At 61.0% G+C, this 18,010-nt stretch carries 14 protein-coding genes; 7 read left to right on the top strand and 7 right to left on the bottom strand.

Annotated elements, in window-relative coordinates; all coding sequences use genetic code 11:
* Positions 1-48 precede the first annotated feature (48 nt).
* The 7 genes from JL39_RS14760 to JL39_RS14790 form a co-directional block, all read right to left on the bottom strand.
* Positions 49-1,056 carry a class I SAM-dependent methyltransferase gene (locus JL39_RS14760; RefSeq protein WP_037151822.1) on the bottom strand — a complete coding sequence of 336 codons (1,008 nt, stop codon included), beginning with the start codon at positions 1,054-1,056 and terminating at the stop codon, positions 49-51.
* A gap of 90 nt (positions 1,057-1,146) precedes the next feature.
* On the bottom strand, positions 1,147-3,300 hold the full coding sequence (gene pnp / locus JL39_RS14765; RefSeq protein WP_037151825.1) for a polyribonucleotide nucleotidyltransferase: 2,154 nt from the start codon (positions 3,298-3,300) through the stop codon (positions 1,147-1,149).
* 337 nt (positions 3,301-3,637) lie between these two features.
* On the bottom strand, positions 3,638-3,907 hold the full coding sequence (gene rpsO, locus JL39_RS14770; protein WP_037151827.1) for a 30S ribosomal protein S15: 270 nt from the start codon (positions 3,905-3,907) through the stop codon (positions 3,638-3,640).
* 208 nt (positions 3,908-4,115) lie between these two features.
* Positions 4,116-5,480, bottom strand: a complete 1,365-nt coding sequence (locus JL39_RS14775; RefSeq protein WP_037151830.1) for an FAD-binding protein — start codon at positions 5,478-5,480, stop codon at positions 4,116-4,118.
* A 169-nt stretch (positions 5,481-5,649) separates the two neighbouring features.
* Positions 5,650-6,579, bottom strand: a complete 930-nt coding sequence (gene truB, locus JL39_RS14780; RefSeq protein ID WP_037151833.1) for a tRNA pseudouridine(55) synthase TruB — start codon at positions 6,577-6,579, stop codon at positions 5,650-5,652.
* Positions 6,580-6,591: 12 nt separating this feature from the next.
* A complete protein-coding gene (gene rbfA / locus JL39_RS14785) occupies positions 6,592-6,999 on the bottom strand; it encodes a 30S ribosome-binding factor RbfA (protein ID WP_037151836.1) in 408 nt (135 codons plus the stop codon).
* A gap of 221 nt (positions 7,000-7,220) precedes the next feature.
* Positions 7,221-8,954, bottom strand: a complete 1,734-nt coding sequence (locus JL39_RS14790; protein ID WP_037151838.1) for a hypothetical protein — start codon at positions 8,952-8,954, stop codon at positions 7,221-7,223.
* Between the two features lie 292 nt (positions 8,955-9,246).
* Between JL39_RS14790 and JL39_RS14795 the strand changes: the two genes are divergently transcribed.
* From JL39_RS14795 to JL39_RS14825, 7 genes are all read left to right on the top strand, one after another.
* Positions 9,247-9,621 (top strand): STAS domain-containing protein, encoded by a 375-nt coding sequence (locus JL39_RS14795; RefSeq protein ID WP_152601137.1) that lies wholly within the window; start codon positions 9,247-9,249, stop codon positions 9,619-9,621.
* Positions 9,618-9,986 carry a response regulator gene (locus tag JL39_RS14800; RefSeq protein ID WP_037151841.1) on the top strand — a complete coding sequence of 123 codons (369 nt, stop codon included), beginning with the start codon at positions 9,618-9,620 and terminating at the stop codon, positions 9,984-9,986. The genes JL39_RS14795 and JL39_RS14800 overlap by 4 nt, the downstream gene beginning before the upstream one ends.
* On the top strand, positions 9,983-11,995 hold the full coding sequence (locus JL39_RS14805) for a chemotaxis protein CheA (protein ID WP_037151844.1): 2,013 nt from the start codon (positions 9,983-9,985) through the stop codon (positions 11,993-11,995). The genes JL39_RS14800 and JL39_RS14805 overlap by 4 nt, the downstream gene beginning before the upstream one ends.
* A complete protein-coding gene (locus JL39_RS14810; protein WP_037151847.1) occupies positions 11,992-12,507 on the top strand; it encodes a chemotaxis protein CheW in 516 nt (171 codons plus the stop codon). The genes JL39_RS14805 and JL39_RS14810 overlap by 4 nt, the downstream gene beginning before the upstream one ends.
* 22 nt (positions 12,508-12,529) lie before the next feature.
* The gene (locus tag JL39_RS14815) at positions 12,530-14,230 is read left to right on the top strand and encodes a methyl-accepting chemotaxis protein (RefSeq protein WP_037151850.1); all 1,701 of its coding nucleotides are present in this window, start codon (positions 12,530-12,532) and stop codon (positions 14,228-14,230) included.
* Positions 14,231-14,422: 192 nt separating this feature from the next.
* Positions 14,423-16,231 (top strand): methyl-accepting chemotaxis protein, encoded by a 1,809-nt coding sequence (locus tag JL39_RS14820; protein ID WP_037151853.1) that lies wholly within the window; start codon positions 14,423-14,425, stop codon positions 16,229-16,231.
* Positions 16,232-16,391: 160 nt separating this feature from the next.
* Positions 16,392-18,010 (top strand): methyl-accepting chemotaxis protein (locus JL39_RS14825; RefSeq protein ID WP_037151857.1); only part of this gene is annotated, 1,619 nt, incomplete at its 3' end.

Raw genomic sequence — 18,010 nt, forward strand, 5'->3', positions numbered from 1 at the left:
CTATCAATAAAAAGACCCTGCCGACATCGGCAGGGTCTTTTTTTGCGTTTATTTCTTCGCCCAGAGAACCTTGAAGCGGGCGTTGCGGCAGGTTTCGCCATGCTCGCGGAATTCCGACGCGAGAACCGGTTCATAGGGCAGGCCGCGATTGGCGACCAGCATCAGCCGACCGCCAAGCTTCAGCGCAGATGCGGCGCTGCGGATCATCGCCTTGCCGAGCTCCGGATCGGCCGCCTGCGCTTCATGGAACGGCGGATTCATGACGACAAGGTCGTATTTCTCCTTCACCGGCTCGCCGCCGAGATCCTGCCAATAGAAGCGGGCGTTGAGGTTCGGGCAGTTGCGCGCGAGGTTGAGCTTGGCGAATTCCAGCGCCCTGTGATCAGCCTCGTAGAGATCGATGCGGTTCAGGCGCGGCGATCTCGCCGCCAGCATCACGGAGAGATAGCCCCAGCCGGCGCCGAAATCGGCGGCATTGCCGTCGAAATCCGTCGGCAAGCGGCCGGCCAGCAGTTCCGAGCCTGCATCGACACGATCGTGGGAGAACATGCCGGGTGCCGCCTCGAAGCGATCCTCGACCGTCACCGGCATTTTCTTCAGGGCCGTGATCGCCGCATCGGCACTCTGCGGGCGGGCAAGCCAGATCGCGACGCCATGGTATTTCGGCGTGTAGTCGATCTGCAGCCCGAGCTTCAGCAGCGTGTTGCGGAGCGGCTGGATGCCATCCTCTTTGCCGCCGGCAATGACGATGACGCCGCCTGGCTTCACGCGTTGCAGGGCTTCTGCCACGCGATCCTCGTTTTCGCTGCGATGCTTGCCGCAGAGCACCAGCGCCCCATCGTAATCCTCACCTTCGGGTTCCGGAACCGCGCCTTCTCCCAGGGCTCGGAAGAGCGGCCGGAACGGCTGCACGGCGGTGATTTGGGCGCCAAACTCCCCCGGCAGGGCATTGCCGGCTTCCGCGCCGAGAAAAATCACGCGCGCGCCCTCGCCCGGCATGGGCACGGCTTCAGTTGCGAAGGGATGGAACAGGGTTTTCAAGGCGTCGCGGCTCATGTCAGCTCTCTCGGCAATTCCCGGATATCGGATACAGAAAAGGCGCGGAAGAGCTTCCGCGCCTCGATTTTTTCCTGAGCGGAAGGAAGCTTACTCGGCGGCTTCGCCGTCAGCCTTCTTTTCTTTCTTCTCCTGCGGGAGTTCCTGACCGGTCGCCTGGTCGACAACCTTCATCGACAGGCGAACCTTGCCACGTTCATCGAAGCCCATCAGCTTGACCCAGACCTTGTCGCCTTCCTTGACGACATCGGTCGTCTTGGCAACTCGATCAACGGCAAGCTGCGAGATGTGAACGAGGCCGTCGCGGGCGCCGAAGAAGTTCACGAACGCACCGAAATCGGCAGTCTTGACGACCGTGCCCTCGTAGATCTGGCCGACCTCCGGCTCGGCAACGATCGAGTGGATCCACTTGCGGGCAGCTTCGATTTCCTTGCCCGAGGACGAGGCGATCTTCACGGTGCCGTCGTCTTCGATGTTGATCTTCGCGCCGGTCTTTTCGACGATTTCGCGGATGACCTTGCCGCCGGAGCCGATGACTTCACGGATCTTGTCGACCGGGATGTTCATCACTTCGATGCGCGGGGCGAATTCGCCGAGCTGGCCGCGGCTTTCGGTGATGGCCTTGGCCATTTCGCCAAGGATGTGCTTGCGACCACCCTGAGCCTGGTTGAGGGCGACCTTCATGATCTCCTCGGTGATGCCGGCGATCTTGATGTCCATCTGGAGCGAGGTGATGCCGCTTTCCGTTCCGGCGACCTTGAAGTCCATGTCGCCGAGATGGTCTTCGTCACCCAGGATGTCGGAGAGGACCGCGAAACGGTCGCCTTCGAGAATGAGGCCCATGGCGATACCGGCAACCGGCTTGGCGAGCGGAACGCCGGCATCCATCAGCGCGAGCGAGGTGCCGCAGACGGTCGCCATCGAGGACGAGCCGTTGGACTCGGTGATCTCGGAGACAACGCGCAGCGTGTACGGGAACTGTTCGGGCGTCGGCAGCATCGGATGGATGGCGCGCCAGGCAAGCTTGCCATGGCCGATTTCACGGCGGCCCGGAGAACCCATGCGGCCCGTTTCGCCGACCGAATAGGGCGGGAAGTTGTAATGGAGCATGAACTGCTCCTTGTACATGCCCGTCAGGCTGTCGACATACTGCTCGTCTTCGCCGGTTCCGAGGGTCGCGACGACGATCGCCTGCGTCTCGCCGCGGGTGAAGAGAGCGGACCCATGGGTACGTGGCAGGAGGCCGACTTCGGCGACGATCGGGCGGACCGTCTCGAGATCGCGGCCATCGATGCGGCTCTTGGTATCGAGAATGTTCCAGCGGACGATCTTGGCCTGCAGGTGCTTGAAGATCGCGCCAACCTCTTCAGCCGTGTACTTCAGTTCCGCGGCGCCTTCAGGCAGGAAGTGGGCCTTGACCTTCGCCTTGACGGCGTCGACGGCGGCATAGCGGTCGGCCTTCTGGGTGATCTTGTAGGCTTCGCGCAGCTCGGCCTCGAAGTGCTGCAGCATTTCGGCTTCGAGTTCGGAATAGTCTTCCGGCTGGAAGTCGCGGGGTTCCTTGGCGGCAACTTCGGCGAATTTGATGATCGCGTCGATGACCGGCTGGAAACCACGATGGCCGAACATGACGGCCCCGAGCATGACTTCTTCGTTGAGTTCCTTGGCTTCCGATTCGACCATCAGAACGGCATCGGACGTGCCGGCGACGACAAGGTCGAGGCTCGACTCGTCCATCTCGTCGAGATGCGGGTTCAGAACGTATTCACCGTTGATGTAACCCACGCGGGCGCCGCCGATCGGGCCCATGAACGGGATGCCGGAAAGCGTCAGGGCCGCGGAGGTCGCCACCATGGAGAGTACGTCCGGGTTGTTTTCGAGGTCGTGCTGAACGACGGTCACGACGACCTGCGTATCGTTCTTGTAGCCTTCCGGGAAGAGCGGGCGGATCGGGCGGTCGATCAGGCGGGAAACCAGGGTTTCATTCTCGCTCGGACGGCCTTCACGCTTGAAATAGCCGCCGGGGATCTTGCCAGCGGCGTAGGTCTTTTCCTGATAGTTGACGGTGAGAGGGAAGAAATCCTGGCCCGGCTTCGGTGCCTTGGCGGAAACGACGGTCGCGAGAACCACGGTCTCGCCATAGGTCGCGAGGACTGCGCCGTCAGCCTGGCGGGCGATCTTGCCGGTTTCCAGCTTCAGCGGGCGACCTGCCCATTCGATTTCGACAGAGTGAGTATTGAACATGTCTTGTCCTTCAATGCGGAAACATGCGCATCGCAACATCCGGCGCAGCGCATGATCAACCGCAATCAATGTGACGCATCATGGGCAAGACAACGGGAGGCTTTGCAGCGACAGTTTCCCTTTTGGAGAAACTTGGCCAAAGCCACTATGGACTTCGGCCGAAAGCATCCGGCAATCCTGCCCCATGACAGGTCAACGGTTGGTTGGCAGATCCGGCCCATCCGGGTCCGCCGTCGCCTCGTACCGCGTCAATCTGGTGCGCGGCTTGAGTATTTCATCGGGCAAAGCCCGAAAAGACAACCGGCGGGCACTGTTTCCAGGCCCGCCGGAGGATTTCTTAGCGGCGGATACCCAGGCTGCCGATCAGCTTGGTGTAGCGCGCTTCGTCCTTCTTCTTGAGGTAGTCAAGAAGCGAGCGGCGGCTCGAAACCAGCGTCAGAAGACCACGGCGGGAATGGTTGTCCTTCTTGTGGTCCTTGAAGTGTTCGGTCAGATTGTTGATGCGCTCCGTGAGGATCGCGACCTGTACTTCCGGGGAACCGGTGTCGCCCTCGGAGGTGGCGTATTCCTTGATAAGCTCAGCCTTGCGCTCGGCAGTGATCGACATCGGACGATCCTTTCTATTGAAGAGGAATTAGGGACGCCAAAAGCCGGGATGTCGTCCAGCCTTGGCCGTGAAAAGCAAAAGGACCGCTTGGAGCGCCCTTCATGCTGGCGGTGCCTATAAACCATTCATGTCTGGATTGGAAGAGCCGATGTTTTTGGAGGCTGAATGGCAGTCGATCGCGTCCTTCCCGGCGACGTATCGGCTGCAGTCAGAACAGTTCATAACCGGGGGCGAGTGCGCCAAGCGGATCATAGCGCCGCTTTGCCCCGTCCAGGAACGACCATTTCGGCCCGAAATGGCTTCTCCAATCGTCCCGCGACATGGGAAGGGCACTGACGGGGTACAAGATCCCACCTGCATCGCGAATATGCTCATAAAGCAAGCGATTCCTGGCGACCAGTTGCTCCGCTTCAACAGCTCCGCTCGATGTGGGGATGCGGACCAAATTGAATGGAAAGACGATGCTCTCATCCGGCAACCGGAGCAGAGGAGTGCGCAGCGCCCCTGTGAGCAAGGGATAGAAGGTGATCCGTCCGAAGGGGCCGACATCCTCGTTGGTCAATCCGTTCAAAATGTCGCTGGCGATCTGTTCCGCGCAGGAGCCGAGAAGGAAGGTCAGCAGCCAGGGGTGTGGACTGAACCATTGGCCGTTGGACCGGAGCAGGTTTTCAAGGCGTGCAAATGCTCTGACATCCTCGGAATAGCTGACATCGGAAATGTCCGCTGCGCTACGCTGATCCGACAAACCGGCAAGGACGGCTTTGTCATCGGGAACCGCAGCGCCATCGTAGAAGACGACTCCTTCGAGCTGATATTGCCAGGCGCCGGCTCCGTCAGGAAGAACTGCGCCTTGCAGATAGTCGAAGCGGCCATCCGCGAGGGCAGTCCGCTGGTCTTCGGTCAGGGAACGCAAGTCGGAATAAAGCAGGTGGAACCGGCGAACCCGCTCGGGGGCGCGCATCAGGCGCAACGTGACTCGTGTGATGATTCCGCACTGGCCCAATCCCGCACGAACGGCATCGAAAAGATCGGGATTCACGTCTTCGGAACAGGTCAGTTCACGACCGTCACCCGTCACCACATTCAATGCAAGGACGTTGTCGGTCTGCATGCCATGACGAAATGTCGTCCCGCCAATTCCACCGACGGCAAGCGTGCCGCCCACAGACAATTCAAGATAGTTTGGAAGAACCGGCGGCGTAAGTCCGTACGCCAGCGCCGCATCGAGAACGGTGCTCCACGTCGCTCCTGCATCGACGACCATATGATCCGGCTGGACATAGTGGATCGTGTTGATCGCCTTCATCTCAATGACGATTCCACCGTCCACCGCCGCCCGGCCATAGGTCGAATGGCCCTGCCCTCTGGCAGCGACCTTCAATCCGCGGCTAGCAGCCCAGCGAACGAGGTCAGCAATATCGGCAACCGATGCGGCCTTGAGCACGGCCTGTGGGCGCCTCTGCACGACATGGCCGAAGTCGTCCGCCGCTTCAGCGAGATCCTGCGGATCTCGGCTGAACATGCTCGGACCGGCAAGGTCCGGATGCTGCGCCGCGCGTTTGTCGATGGCCATCAGCTCCTCCTCTGTCTTGAGGCCAGCAAAGGCATGAGCCAGCTCGCCGCTTCGTATCCGGCTGGCAACCAGGCGTTACAATCGACTTTAAACAATACGAACTTTTCGAAAAGATGGCAGTACGGGATCGGACCCGCACGGCCCGATCCCTTCCCCGGTCTGGGTCAGTTCAGCCGAATACCCGCTTCGGGCGGAATTCCCCCTGGCCGATCTCGCCGATGGCAATCAGTTTTCCGCGCGCCGTTGCATAGGCCTCGGTCTCAGCCACCGGAGCGTCGCGTCCCCGCAGAATCACCGGATTTCCCATCTTCAGCCGATGCGCCTGATCGTCGGTCATCGACAAGTGTGGCAGGTTGGAGAGCGCCTCCGCCGTATCGATGAGGAATTCATCAAGCGCAGCGAGCCGCTCGTCACGGTCTTCGATCTGTTCCAGCGCCACGAGATCGGCGAGCGGCACCATGCGGTCCTCGGCAAACGGCGCCACGAAGGTACGGCGAAGCTCGGAGATATGGCCGTAGCAGCCGAGCTCGCGGCCAAAGTCGCGGGCCAGCGCCCGAACGTAGGTGCCCTTGCCGCATTCCACCTCGAAATGCGCCTTGTCGGCCGCAACCCCAAGCAGCGTCAGGCGAAAAATTTCCACCTCGCGGGAAGGGATTTCCACCGTCTCGCCATCGCGGGCAAGATCATAGGCGCGTTCGCCGGCGATCTTGATCGCCGAAAACTGTGGGGGAACTTGCGTAATGAGGCCTGTATATTTCGGCAGGAGATCGCGGATCGCCTGCTCCGTCGGACGCGTGTCGGATGTGGCGGTCACCTCGCCTTCCAGATCATCGGTCGAACGCTCCTCGCCCCAGGTCACGGCAAATTCATAGATCTTACGCCCGTCCATGACATAGGGAACCGTCTTGGTCGCGTCGCCGAGCGCGATCGGCAGCATGCCGGAGGCAAGCGGGTCGAGCGTGCCGGCATGGCCCGCTTTCTGGGCATTGAACAGCCACTTGATCTTGGAAACGGCTTCGGTCGAGCCGAAATCCACCGGCTTGTCGAGGATCAGCCAGCCGGAAACCGGCCGGCCCTTGGGTTTACGTGGTTTGGACATGCTTTTTCTTGGCTAATTCTTGTCTTCGTCATCACCGTCAAGGTCCCGCTGGACCTCGGGTGAACGGAGCAGATCATCGATTTTCTTATAATTGTCGAAGCTGGTATCGTCGCGAAAGCGCACTTCCGGCATGTATTTCATCTGCCGGAGCTGGCCGCCCAACCGGCCACGGATGAATTTCGCATGACGGTTGAGGGCATCGATAACGGCCGCATGATCGGGCAGGCCAAGGGGTGTCACATAGGCTGTGGCGATCTTCAGGTCCGGCGACATGCGCACTTCGGAGACGGAAATCACCGTCCTTTCGATCAGGTCGTCGCGCACTTCGCCGCGCTGCAGGACCTGGGTTATGGCGGCGCGGACCTGTTCGCCAACGCGAAGCATGCGCTGGGAGGGCGCCGAGGATGTGGCTTTGGTCATCTTGTTTCTCTTTATAGAACGCTGCCGGGGTTCGTCCCGACCGAGCGCTACCTCAAGCAAGGCGGTCCAAATGACCGAGACGCGGCCAAAGGTCAAGGCTCGAACTGCAGTTTATCATAATACGGAACGCGATCCGACAGGACCTTAATTCGTTTTTCGATGAAGGGCGGATCGCGCAGCAGGTCCAGCTGGTCGAAACCTGCTGCCCGATGGATCTCGCCTCAGAACAGCGCGTCCTCGATATCCTCGTCGGACAGGAGCGTGGCGACGGCCGGCGCCTCCACCGGCGGCGCAGTACCAAGCACCTCGGCATGCACCTCGCGCTCCGCGACCATGGTATAGAGACGGGCGATGCGGCTGCCGAGATCGGCCAGGGGCCTTTCGATTCCCGGTAGACCGACCACGTCTTCCTTGAGCGCGAGATCATCGGCACAGGCGCGCAGCACCTCGCCAAGTTCGGCATTGAAGTTCAGGCGTGACAGCGAGGCATCCATCTCTCCGACCGCCGTCCTGCTCTGTTCGCCAAGTGCAGACATCTGCTCATCCATGCGGTCGCCGACGGCGCGGATGTTTTCGAGCGCGTTCTCCAGGCGCTGGTCAAGGGAACTCTCACATTCCTCGCCCTGAACATCATTCAGCTTGTTGGAGGCGGCCTCCAGTGTCTGAAGTTCGGCAAGGATCTTCTCGGCCGTCTCGTCGAGCTGGGCTGCAAAGTTGCGCAATTCGACGGTCACGACATTGATCGCTTTGCCCTCTTCACCAATCTTGCCGCAGCGAAGATTGGTGTTGAGCGCCATATAGTGGATGTCGGTACGCACCGCCCTTACAACACCGATACCATCCAGAAGTTCACGCACGATGCCACCAATCGAGTGGCTGAGCTCACCGGCTTCCCGGGCGACACCTTCTATTTCCCGCACGGTACCGCGGGCGGTTGCCACGCCGTTTTCGAGTTCACGGATCGCGTTGTCGTTTCCACCGCTGTCGGAATCGGTCATCGTCTTGCGCAAAGCCTCTATTTCCGACAGGTCGGAACGAAAGCTTGCAACGGTGGCGACGATTTTCGCCGTATCGCGATCGAAGTCTAAAATCGAATGATCGAGCTGCAGCGACACGAGTTTGCGGATGATCAGTGACAGGCTCTCGCGCTGCTCGGTCCGCAGTACCGCTCCTTCGGGCGACTCCAGATATTCCGAGAGAATCTTGAAGCTGGACTGACAATGCTCGATGCGCTGGCGGGTAATATCGCCAACCTGCATGGCCGAAAGCGTGGCAGCGAGCTTCGTCTGGATACCACCGGCAACGGCGCGCACCCTGGCGGCGCGTTCGACAAGCAGCTTGCGGTGCTGGCCGATCTCCGCTGCACCATTCGACAATCCGGCGACGATTTGCGGTATCTTCTCGTCATATCTCGCAAGGATCGCCTTTCCCTTGGCCATGACCGGACCGAGGCCGTGACCGAGCGTGCCGAGCTTGCTGGCGAGATCGTTGACCTGTCGCGTACCTTCCTGGATCCGTTCCAGAATCTCTTCCGCAAAACCGGAAAAATCGGCGATGCCGGCGCCGGTGATCTTGGCGGTCACGGCAAAGGTGCGCAGATAGCGCAGCGTCTCCTGCATCTCCTCGATCTCGGGCTCGAGCTTACGCTCGACGCAGGCGATTTCCTGGAAACCGGCCTGGCGAGCGGCCTCAAGTTCGGTCAGATGCGACAGCCGGTCGACCGTGCTCTTCAGCTCGGCCATCGTGGCATTTGCCGTTCCTTCATCCAGCGAACCGGTCAACTGGTCTAGAGAGGCGATCAGCTTGTTCAGTACATCAAGGATTGCCAGAAGCGCAGCGCCGCCGTCCAGAAAGCGCTCTTCTATCCGCGAGCGCGCCGTTTCCATCCGGTCGGCAAAATGCAGGACGCCTGCCGTGTCTTCCGCGACGTTTAAAATGGATGCCCTGACAGCCACTCTGCCTCACCTTTCAGGCCCCGCAGGGACCTCACCTTTTTCAATGAATGACGAATGACTTCGCCCGGATCGTTTTGGGACAGGCCCGCGCCGGCAAATCCCGGCACTGGTTTCGTCCTGCGCGGAAATTACTCTGAGAGGCGAGGGGTTAATTCCGACAGAACAGGCGTCCGGTTTCGCGACTTGTGGTTAATTTTCCCGACGATCTGTCGGCGAGGCGGGAGCTATCACTATTATGCCGTGAGAAATCGCCACCGTCGCTTAACGTACCGTTAACGATAGAAGCTCAGAGTTGAATAATATTTCAGCTTTCCCGAAATTATGTATTGAGGTAAAAATGCCCGCTTCTAACAATATTGAGGAACGCGTTATATTATCGAAGAATTTGACTGTTCGGACAATCAATTCCGTTCAGCAGGAATTACTTCAATCCATCGAGAAGAATAAATCCACGACGATCGAACTTTCTGACGATTGCCAGGTGGACATCAGCTTCATCCAGCTCATGGAAGCAGCCCGCATCTATGCCGGCACGGCCGGAAAACACATCGCGCTCGCGCGGCCCGCCAGCAATGCAGCGCTTGATGTCCTGCAGCGCAGCGGCGTTCTCGAAGGAATGTCCGACGACGACGCGAAATTCTGGCTTCATCAAAAGGGAATTCAATGACCGCCAGCATCCTCACAGTCGATGATTCCGCCAGCATCCGCCTGACGACACGCGTCGCCCTCAGCAATGCCGGATACCAGGTCACCGAAGCCGTAGACGGCATGGACGGCATCGCCAAGCTCAATGCGGGCCAGTTCGATCTGATCGTCACCGACCTCAACATGCCGAACATGGACGGGCTCACGATGATCCGCGAGCTGCGCAAGATGCCGGCACATATGGGCGTCCCGGTGATCTTCCTGACGACGGAGTCCGACAGCGACCTGAAGCAGCAGGCGAAAGCCGCCGGCGCCACCGGCTGGCTCACCAAACCGTTCGATCCGGAAAGCCTGGTCAAGATCGTCCGAAAGGTGCTTGGCAAATGAGCTTTCCCGATCCTATCGCGGTTTTCAGAACGGAAGCAGCCGAGCTTCTGGAACAGATCGAGGCCGGGCTCCTCGATCTCAACGTAAACCTCGGCGACAAGGACCAGGTGGACGCGGTCTTCCGCGGCCTCCATACCTTGAAGGGCTCGGGAGCCATGTTCGGCTTCGATGCGCTCGCCGCTTTCACCCATCATTGCGAAACGGCCTTCGACCGCGTCCGCAAGGGCGAGGTGCCGGCAACGCAGGAACTGGTCACTGCGGTCCTCGAAGCCAAGGACCACATGCGCGCCCTGGTCGAGACGCCGGTCGGCGACCATGAGGCCGCGAGCGAGGCGCTTCTCGCCAATCTGCGCGCTGCCGTCGAAGGCGCCGGGCAACCGGGATCGGCACCGGCAGCAGGGTCCGCGCCGGCGCAGACCCTCTTCCATATCCGCTTCAGCCTGCCGCAGAATGCGATGGCGAACGGCACCAATCCCCTGCCGCTTCTCGACGAGCTGCGGGAACTCGGCGAGTGCAAAATCGTTGCCGACCGCTCGGCGATCCCATCGCTCGATCTCCTTACGCCGACCGACCTTCATATTTCCTGGGATGTGGAACTCCTGACCGCTCAGCCGCGCTCGGCGATCGAAGATGTGTTCATCTTCGTCATGGACGAGATGCAGCTCGACATCACCACCGTCGAGGCTACGGCCCCCGCCGTAAAGGCACCGGTCAGATCGGAAGCCGCTCCCTCGCCACAGCCGGTTGCCGCCACGCAGGATATGGCAGCCGCAGCGCGCGCGCCAACGCCGGTATCCGCCCTCACCGCTCCCGCCGACACGAAGCCGAACAAGGCATCCGAAAACGTCCGGGTGCCGGCCGAAAAGCTCGACGAACTGATGGACCGGGTCGGAGAACTCGTCATCGCCCAGTCGCGGCTCAGTCAGCTCGCGGGCGGCAGCGGCGATCTCCAGCTCCGCGCCGTCTCCGAGGACGTCGAGCGCCTCTCCGGCGAGTTGCGCGACACGATGATGGTGCTGCGCATGGTTCCCGTGGCGCACCTGTTCAGCCGCTTCCGCCGGCTGGTGCATGACCTCGCGCACGAGACGGGCAAGACGATCGAACTCATCACCGAAGGCGAAAGCACGGAAGTCGACAAGAGCGTCATTGAGCGCCTTGCCGATCCGCTGGTGCATCTGGTGCGCAATTCCTGCGACCACGGCCTTGAAACGCCGGAAGAGCGTCGCGCGGCCGGCAAGCCGGAAGCGGGCCGCATCCTGCTTTCCGCCCGCCAGCAGGCCGGCGAGGTCATCATCACCATCAAGGATGACGGCCGCGGCATCAACAAGGACCGCGTCCGTGCCAAGGCGGAAGCTTCCGGCCTCATTCCTTCCGGCGCCAGCCTCACCGATAACGAACTCTACCAGCTCATCTTCCAGCCCGGCTTCTCGACGGCGCAGCAGGTCACCAACCTTTCCGGCCGCGGCGTCGGCATGGACGTGGTCAAGCGGACGATCGACGCGCTGCGGGGCACGATCAACGTCGCCAGCCATCCGGGCCAGGGTTCCGAAATCTCGCTCGCGATTCCGCTGACGCTTGCGATCATCGACGGCCTGCTCGTTCGGGTCGGCGCCGGTCGTTATGTCATCCCGCTCTCGGCCGTCGAGGAATGCCTGGAGCTTTCCATCGAGGAGGACATGCGCTCACGCGGCCGCAGCTTCATCTCGCTGCGCGACAGCCTCGTCCCCTTCCTGAGGCTCCGCGATCTCTTCCGCACCGGCACGAAGCCGGATCCCTTCCAGAAGGTGGTCGTCATCTCGACCGGCTCCGAACGGGTGGGACTGGTGGTCGACCAGATCATCGGCGACCATCAGACGGTCATCAAGGCCATGTCGAAACTGCACCATGATGTCGCGACCTTCTCGGGCGCCACCATTCTCGGTGACGGAGACGTGGCGCTGATCCTCGATGTCGGCCATCTCGTGGCCGAAGGCCAGCAACAGGAGGCGCATTTGCGCGCGGCAGGATGAACGAGGCAGCCAGAAAGATTTCAGAAGACCTTTGGGACGGCCGCGACGAGCTGGAAGTCCTGACATTCGACATCGCCGGCGAGATGTTCGCGCTGGAAGCCTTCATCGTGCAGGAAATCCTCGATCTCCTGCCGGAGACCGTCGTTCCGGGCGCCAAAGCCTTCGTCGGCAGTGTCATCAATTTCCGTGGCAAGGTCATTCCGCTCGCCGATATCCGGCTCGCATTCGGCATGGAAGCGACCAAGCCAACCATCGACAGCCGGATCATCGTCATCGAACTCGATATCGACGGGGAGCCGGTGCTGGCGGGCATCCGCACCGACAAGGTGCACGAAGTGACAACCCTCCTGCGTGCGGCGGGCGAGCCGCCGCCGAGCGTCGGCATGCGCTGGCGGCCGGACTTCATCGACTGCCTGGTCAAACGGGGAACCGAATTCATCATCATCCCCAATCTTCAGGCGATTTTCTCTGCTCAACACGATCATCCTGCGGCTGTGGGCAGCCACAGCTAACGACCTTCACGAGGGACTTGAAATGCGCGCGACGATCAAATTGAAGTTGGCTTTGGCGTTCGGTTTCGTCATCATCATGCTACTGGCGACGGCCGCTTACGGTATCTTCAGCCTCAGCAGTCTCAACGATACGCTTGAACAGGTCATCACGGGCCCCGCCGAACGCCTCAAGCTCGCGCAGACGCTCAATAACGAGCAGCTCCAGCAGATTCGCCAGCAGAAGAACCTGCTGATGGCGGAAAGCGCCAGCGAAATGCAGGACTACATTTCGAAGAGCGACGAGGCTCGCCGGGCCTTCGACCAGACTTTCAAGTCGGTTTTCGCGCTTGCGACCGAACAGGGCAAGGCGAACTGGGCGAAACTCGAAGGTTTCACCGCCGAGTTCCGAAAGCAGGATGATCGCATCCGCGGCCTGATGCTGGGCGGCGATGCCGCGGGCGCACTCAGGGTTTCGAGCAACGAAGCCCGCGCCGTCACCAATGACATCGATGCGCTGCTCACCCAGGTCGTCAGCCTTGAGGAATCCCGGCTGAGTGAAGCGGACGCGCAGGCCGACGTCGACTATGCCCAGACCCGCACGATCATGATCTCGGTCGCCGGTATCGCTTTCGTCATCGCCGTGCTCGCGGCCATCTGGATCGCATTGTCGATCAACAAAGGCCTGCGCAATGCGGTGACCGCCGTACAGCGCATTGCCGAGGGGGATCTCACCAAATTTGCGACGATCACCAGCAGGGACGAGATCGGCGAACTGCTCGGTTATGTCAATACGATGATCGAACGCCTGCGCGGCGTGGTCGGCGATGCACTCACTGCCGCCGACAACGTCTCCTCCGGCAGCCAGGAACTTTCGGCGAGCTCCGAGCAGCTCTCGCAAGGCGCGACCGAACAGGCTTCCTCGGCCGAAGAGGCCTCCGCGTCCATGGAACAGATGGCCGCCAACATCAAGCAGAACGCCGACAACGCCGCCCAGACCGAAAAGATCGCCCGCCAGTCCTCCAGGGATGCCGAAGCTTCCGGCCAGGCTGTCAATCGTGCCGTCGGCGCCATGCGCACGATCGCCGAGAAGATCTCCATCGTGCAGGAAATTGCCCGCCAGACCGACCTGCTCGCGCTGAATGCCGCAGTCGAGGCCGCTCGCGCCGGCGAGCATGGCAAAGGTTTTGCGGTCGTCGCGTCCGAAGTGCGCAAGCTTGCGGAACGCAGCCAGGCCGCAGCCGCCGAAATCAGCGCGCTTTCCGGCGACACGGTTCAAGTCGCCACGGAAGCCGGCGAAATGTTGAACAGGCTGGTTCCGGATATCCAGAAGACGGCCGAGCTGGTCTCCGAGATCTCCGCGGCCTGCCGCGAGCAGGATATCGGCGCCTCACAGATCAACGAGGCGATCCAGCAGCTCGACAAGGTAACCCAGCAGAATGCCGGCGCTTCGGAGGAGATGTCGGCCACCTCGGAAGAGCTCGCATCGCAGGCGGAGGAACTGCAGGCCTCGATCGCCTTCTTCAAGGTCGACCAGAATGGCGGCAATAAGCTGGCAAAGCGGGCTGCGGCTGCTGTTACCGCCTCGAAGCCGGCAACAAGGCCGGCGCACCGCCCGGCAGCACCTCAGTTCCACAAGCCTGATCATTCGGTGCAGAGCCAGCAGGCCCGTGCCAAGGGCTTTGCCCTCGATATGTCGATGGGCGGCCCCGACGCGGACGACGAAAACTTCCGCGAAAGCGCCTGAGGCCTTTAACAGAATTCACCCAGGGCCGCTCAAACGGCCTTGGGATGGCCAGGTGCATGTAGCGCATGGCTGTCCGACTGGCCCGGACGATCGCAGAAGAGTGAATGTATCGGTCTTCCTGCTTCAAACCGCTTTCCGGCAAGACGAAAGGAAAGCACGACTGATGCATTCATTGCCTTTGGGGATAAGGTTATGCGATTTACGATCAAGCTCAAATTAGGACTGGCCTTCGGCTTTCTTGTCAGCATGCTGATCGGTACGGCCGGCTACGGAATCTACAGCCTGGGTACTGCCAATGAAGCCATGACCTACGTCACGGAGGTCGCGGCAACCCGGCTCGACAAAATCCAGCAGATGAACATCCTGTCGCTCAATCGCATCCGAGCGCAGAAGAATATGCTGCTGGCTACATCACCGGCGGAAATCGAAAAGTTCTATACCGACGGTGGCAAGCTAGAACAGGAATTCCTTGCACTGCTGGACGAACTCGTTTCCACGGCGACAGCCGATCAGAAGCAATTCTGGGACACGACACGCGCACTGGCATCAGCCAACCACGGCGCAAACGAAAAGGTCGATGCGGCCGTCAAACGCGGCAACATGCAGGAAGCGCTCGACCTCTCCTCCGGAGAAAGCCGAGAGGCGATTGCAGAACTTACCGCCCAGCTCGAGGAAGCAGTGCAGATCAACCGCGACCGGATGCAAAAGTCGAACAACGAAGCGGAAGCCAATTACTGGGCCACACGTTCGCTCATGATCGTGATTGCCGTGATCGCGGTCATCACGGCGGCGGCAACCGCCATCTGGATTGCACTCAGCATCAACTCCGGTCTTCGCAAGATCATGGCGGTTGCAGAAGCAGTTGCGATCGGCGACCTCAACCAGAACGTCGAGATCAAGACGAACGACGAGATCAAGGACCTGGTCGACACGATCAACGTGATGACCGGCAACCTGCGCAACACCGCCAGTATCGCTGACCAGATCGCCAACGGCAATCTGATGGTCACGCCGAAGCCGCTTTCCGATAAAGATACGCTGGGTCTCGCGCTCGAAAGCATGGTAGAGCGCCTGCGCGGCGTCGTTGCCGATGCACTCTCCGCGGCCAACAACGTCTCGTCGGGCAGCCAGGAGCTCTCCGCAAGTTCGGAGCAGCTCTCGCAGGGTGCCACCGAACAGGCTTCCTCGGCGGAAGAAGCCTCCGCCTCGATGGAGCAGATGGCGGCAAACATCAAGCAGAATGCCGACAACGCCGCGCAGACGGAAAAGATCGCACGCCAGTCTTCCCGCGATGCGGAAACCTCAGGTGAGGCCGTCGGCCGCGCCGTTACGGCCATGCGCACGATCGCCGAAAAAATCTCCATCGTCCAGGAGATCGCCCGCCAGACAGACCTTCTCGCTCTGAATGCCGCCGTCGAGGCCGCCCGCGCGGGTGAACATGGCAAGGGTTTTGCGGTCGTCGCCTCCGAGGTCCGCAAACTTGCCGAACGCTCTCAAGCCGCCGCAGCGGAGATAAGCTCCCTTTCCGGCGACACCGTACAGGTTGCAACGGAAGCCGGGGAGATGCTCAACAAGCTCGTTCCCGCGATCCAGAAGACGGCCGAGCTCGTTTCCGAGATTTCCGCCGCCTGCCGCGAGCAGGACGTGGGTGCCTCGCAGATCAACGAGGCGATCCAGCAGCTCGACAAGGTAACCCAGCAGAATGCCGGCGCTTCTGAGGAAATGTCTTCGACCTCCGAGGAGCTCGCCGCTCAGGCCGAGGAACTGCAGGCTTCGATCGCCTTCTTCAAGGTCGATAGAGGCGGTTCGCAGGAGCGGTCTCCATCTGCCGGAAGAATGCCCGCCGCCCAGCCTAACGCGCGACCCGCAACGAAGTCCTCCGCGTCCAGAGCGGCCGACCATTCGGTTAAAGCGCAGCAGGCCCGAGCCAAGGGCTTTGCCCTCGACATGTCGGTCGGCGGTCCGGATGCGGATGACGACGATTTCAGGGCGAGCGCATGACGCGGGACGCGAAAGGAAGAGACAAAGCATCGTGCAGGCTCCGCAGCATGGTGACACCGGGACTGAACTTACCGGCGTTCCGGGGAGCGTGTGGCCCCAATATGAGAAACTCATGCGGACGGCAGTCAGTGCGCGGCCGGAAACTTTGAAGGGATAGCAGATGCGGTTTACAATCAAACTAAAGCTGGCGCTCACATACGGCCTGATCATTACTCTTCTGATCGCCGTTGCGGGCTTCGGCATCTACAGCCTCTCCAACCTGAACGATGCAGTCGGCAGGCTGATCGAAGGACCGGCAGCGCGGCTGGAGACGGCTCAGAACCTGAGCAACTTTCAGCTGCGCCTGACGCGCGCGCAGATGAACATGGCGAACGCGACCACTTCGAAGGACTTCGATATCTATGCCGAGGCCAGCGACCGGAACCAGCAGAATTTCAAGGATACGCTGAAACGACTCCATGAACTCGCATCGACCGAAGAGGGCCGCCAAGCTTGGAGAGACGTCGAGGCCAAATTTCAGCGCACCGTGGAACTTGATGGCCGTGTCCGTAACTTCATTCGCAGCGGTAATTCGGCAGAAGCGATTGCGACCATTGCCGGCGAAGGCCGCGCGCTGATCGATGACATAGAAGACGCCATCGACAAACGCGTCGAGGCTGCAAGGAGCCAGATGAAGGCGGCGGATCAGGCAACTGACGAACAGTATGCTCAAACCCGCACCTTCGTGCTTGTCCTGTCTGCCATTGCCGCCGTCATCGGCATCGTCGCCGCAGTCTGGATCGCTTTGGGCATCAACAGCGGTCTTAAGAAAATCGCTTTTGCCGCCACCGCTGTCTCGATCGGGGATCTCGATCAGAAAGTCGAAGTCAAGACCAACGACGAGATCCGGGATCTCATCGACATCGTCAACATCATGACCGGAAACCTGCGCGATATAGCAGCGATCGCCGACCGCATCGCCGCGGGTGACCTCACCGTCGAGGCAAAACCCCTCTCCGACAAGGACGCGCTTGGGATCGCCATGCAAAGCATGGTGGCCAACCTGCGCGGCACCGCGAGCGTTGCCGACCAGATCGCCAATGGCGACCTGACGGTCACGCCGAAGCCGCTCTCCGACAAGGACGTCCTGGGCATTTCCCTGCAGAGCATGGTGGAACGCCTGCGCGGTGTCGTTGCCGACGCCCTTTCCGCAGCCAACAACGTCTCCTCCGGCAGCCAGGAACTTTCGGCGAGCTCCGAGCAGCTTTCGCAAGGCGCAACCGAACAGGCTTCCTCGGCCGAGGAGGCGTCCGCGTCCATGGAACAGATGGCCGCCAACATCAAGCAGACCGCTGACAACGCCGCCCAGACCGAAAAGATCGCCCGCCAGTCCTCCAGGGATGCCGAAGCTTCCGGCCAGGCTGTCAATCGTGCCGTCGGCGCCATGCGCACGATCGCCGAGAAGATCTCCATCGTGCAGGAAATTGCCCGCCAGACCGACCTGCTCGCGCTGAATGCCGCAGTCGAGGCCGCTCGCGCCGGCGAGCATGGCAAAGGTTTTGCGGTCGTCGCGTCCGAAGTGCGCAAGCTTGCGGAACGCAGCCAGGCCGCAGCCGCCGAAATCAGCGCGCTTTCCGGCGACACGGTTCAAGTCGCCACGGAAGCCGGCGAAATGTTGAACAGGCTGGTTCCGGATATCCAGAAGACGGCCGAGCTGGTCTCCGAGATCTCCGCGGCCTGCCGCGAGCAGGATATCGGCGCCTCACAGATCAACGAGGCGATCCAGCAGCTCGACAAGGT

The sequence above is a fragment of the Rhizobium sp. YS-1r genome, from assembly GCF_000757525.1.
GTDB classification, from domain to species: domain Bacteria; phylum Pseudomonadota; class Alphaproteobacteria; order Rhizobiales; family Rhizobiaceae; genus Neorhizobium; species Neorhizobium petrolearium.

Bases quoted from the DNA above. Each gene is read 5' to 3' on its own strand.
- JL39_RS14760 (WP_037151822.1), bottom strand. From the start codon at position 1,056: ATGAGCCGCGACGCCTTGAAAACCCTGTTCCATCCCTTCGCAACTGAA.
- pnp (WP_037151825.1), bottom strand. From the start codon at position 3,300: ATGTTCAATACTCACTCTGTCGAAATCGAATGGGCAGGTCGCCCGCTG.
- rpsO (WP_037151827.1), bottom strand. From the start codon at position 3,907: ATGTCGATCACTGCCGAGCGCAAGGCTGAGCTTATCAAGGAATACGCC.
- JL39_RS14775 (WP_037151830.1), bottom strand. From the start codon at position 5,480: ATGGCCATCGACAAACGCGCGGCGCAGCATCCGGACCTTGCCGGTCCG.
- truB (WP_037151833.1), bottom strand. From the start codon at position 6,579: ATGTCCAAACCACGTAAACCCAAGGGCCGGCCGGTTTCCGGCTGGCTG.
- rbfA (WP_037151836.1), bottom strand. From the start codon at position 6,999: ATGACCAAAGCCACATCCTCGGCGCCCTCCCAGCGCATGCTTCGCGTT.
- JL39_RS14800 (WP_037151841.1), top strand. From the start codon at position 9,618: ATGACCGCCAGCATCCTCACAGTCGATGATTCCGCCAGCATCCGCCTG.
- JL39_RS14805 (WP_037151844.1), top strand. From the start codon at position 9,983: ATGAGCTTTCCCGATCCTATCGCGGTTTTCAGAACGGAAGCAGCCGAG.
- JL39_RS14810 (WP_037151847.1), top strand. From the start codon at position 11,992: ATGAACGAGGCAGCCAGAAAGATTTCAGAAGACCTTTGGGACGGCCGC.
- JL39_RS14815 (WP_037151850.1), top strand. From the start codon at position 12,530: ATGCGCGCGACGATCAAATTGAAGTTGGCTTTGGCGTTCGGTTTCGTC.
- JL39_RS14820 (WP_037151853.1), top strand. From the start codon at position 14,423: ATGCGATTTACGATCAAGCTCAAATTAGGACTGGCCTTCGGCTTTCTT.